The sequence below is a fragment of the Moorena sp. SIO3B2 genome (assembly GCF_010692525.1).
Taxonomy (GTDB): domain Bacteria; phylum Cyanobacteriota; class Cyanobacteriia; order Cyanobacteriales; family Coleofasciculaceae; genus Moorena; species Moorena producens.
In genome coordinates, this window is record NZ_JAAHHE010000678.1 from 1 (window position 1) to 2,296 (window position 2,296).

Annotated in this window: 2 protein-coding genes; one reads left to right on the top strand and one right to left on the bottom strand. The window is 44.2% G+C overall.

The genetic code is table 11. The features are described from left to right. The first annotated feature begins 82 nt into the window (after nt 1–82). Complete coding sequence (locus F6K38_RS39745; protein WP_287360390.1) at nt 83–961, top strand: Rpn family recombination-promoting nuclease/putative transposase; 879 nt, start codon at nt 83–85, stop codon at nt 959–961. Between the two features lie 121 nt (nt 962–1,082). On the opposite strand, the gene rsmB is transcribed toward F6K38_RS39745, so the two are convergent. Further along, the coding region (rsmB, locus tag F6K38_RS39750; protein ID WP_287360392.1) for a 16S rRNA (cytosine(967)-C(5))-methyltransferase RsmB at nt 1,083–2,296 on the bottom strand (1,214 nt) is incomplete at its 5' end.

Here is a 2,296-nt window from a genome sequence, read left to right on the forward strand (position 1 = left end):
TGGCTAGCCCACCCCTAACGCACCCTACGCCTCCCGATTCCCGATTCCCGATTCCCGATTCCCTATATCAACCTGTAAAACCATGAGATTCATCAGCCCAAAAACTGACTTTGCTTTCAAAAAAATCTTTGGCTCAGATCAGAGTAAGGATATTCTGATTTCCTTTCTCAATGCCATGATCTACTCTGGTAATTGCGTTATCGAGGATTTAGAAATTATTGATCCTTATAGTGCCGGGGATGTAGTAGATTTAAAAGACACCTATCTGGATGTTAAGGCAGTATTAGAAGATAAAACGACTGTCATCATTGAGATGCAACTCTGGAATGTGGAGGCTTTCGAGAAGCGAGTGGTGTATAACTTGTGCAAAACCTATGGTAATCAACTTAAATCGGGACAGGGATATTTCGATTTAAATCCGGTCATTGCTTTAACCATCACGGATTTTAAGTTATTCCCCTCAACCGAAAAAGTCATTAGCTGTTTTTACTTTCAAGAGGAAGAAGACCACTTGCCTTATCAGGAGAACGAGTTAAAGCTGGTGTTTGTGGAACTCCCGAAATTTACTAAGCAATTGGAAGACTTGGAAAGTGTAATAGATAAGTGGATCTTTTTTATCAAAGAAGCGCCTAACTTAGAAATTATTCCTGACCAGCTCAGGGAAATCCCACAGCTAGAAAAAGCCTTAACTATAGCGAATCAAGCGGGGTTGAGTGAGTCAGAATTGGAAAAGATCTGGAAACAGGAAATGGCCTTACAGGACTGGCGAGGTGCATTAAGTTTCGCCAAAAGGGAAGGACGAGAACAAGGACGAGAAGAAAGAAGGCTAGAAGGACGAGAACAAGGTATACTTGAAGAAAAACAGCAGATTGCTAAACAGATGAAGGCAGCCGGGTTACCCTTGAATGATATTGCTCAATATACGGGGTTGAGTATCGATGAAATTAATCAGTTGTCCTAACAGATTAAGAAAAAGTTCAAAAAAATACCAATTAACGTAGGGTGGGCAAAATAGTATAATCATTAATAATAAAAAAAAACTATTTTTGCCCACCCTACAAGCTCCCGACTTCTGACTTCTGCTATATCATTCGCTTCAACCGCACCATAAAAAAACCATCCATCTGGTCTCGATAGGGCACAACTTTCAGCCAACCTTCCGGTGTTGAAAACTCCTTAAGAAACGAAAGAGTAGGGGGCTCAATTTGCCACTGAGAATGACCTTCCAGAAACCATTGTATTACCGCATCATTTTCTTGAGGATTTAAGGTACAGGTAGCATACACTAAAACACCTCCGGGCTTGACCCAAGTTGCGGTATGCTCTAACAATTGTTTTTGCAAAACAGTAAGTTCCTGGACTTTTTCTGGAGTCATGCGCCAACGAATATCAGGACGTCGGTGAAGGGTACCATTACCGGAACAGGGAGCATCTAATAATACAGCATTAGCAATGTTAGTAAATTCAGGGCAATCCCGACTATCACCAGTAGTAATGTGAATCGATTGTAATTGTAACCGTTCGGCATTCTGTTGGACTTTTTTGAGGCGGGAAGCTGAGCGATCGCATGCCCAAATCTTGCCCTGATCTGCCATTAATTCCGCAATATGAGTTGTCTTGCCCCCCGGTGCAGCACAGGCATCAATCACCACATCACCAGGTTGAGGGTCCAACAGATAACTGACCAGCTGGGCACTACAATCTTGAACAGTCCACCAACCCTCCTTAAATCCTGGTAGCTCTTGAATTGCACCAACACCACCCACAACGCGCAGTGCTTGGGGGAGCTGAGCTGAGTTGCTGAACATAGGGATAATCTCACCATTCCCCTCGTCCTGGTGGGAGACCAAGGGAGGTACCCGCTGAATAGCCAGTTCAGCAGATTGCATCCCTGCCTCCACTTCCTCAATGGACACCTTGAGGGGATTTACCCGTAAGTCAATAGTAGGAGATTGGTTAAACCATTGACACAGCTGTTCTGTTTCCTCTAGTCCCAGCTGTTGTAACCACAGCTCGATCATCCAATCGGGAAAACTGTGTAAAATGCCCAAACGCTCCATATCCCCTGCTGGCAACTGCAAAGGGTCAGGGGAATTGGTAGCTAAACGGGCATAGTTTCGTAGTAAACCATTAACCACCCCTGCCAGTCCTTTGAAGCCATTGTTCTTGGCTAGGTCAACGGTGGTATTGACCGCTGCTGAAGCAGGAATTCGGCCTTGATAGCGCAGCTGATATAGTCCAAGGTGAAGTATAGTGCGCAAATCTGGAGGTTGTTGATTAGCTTTCTTTTTGCCCA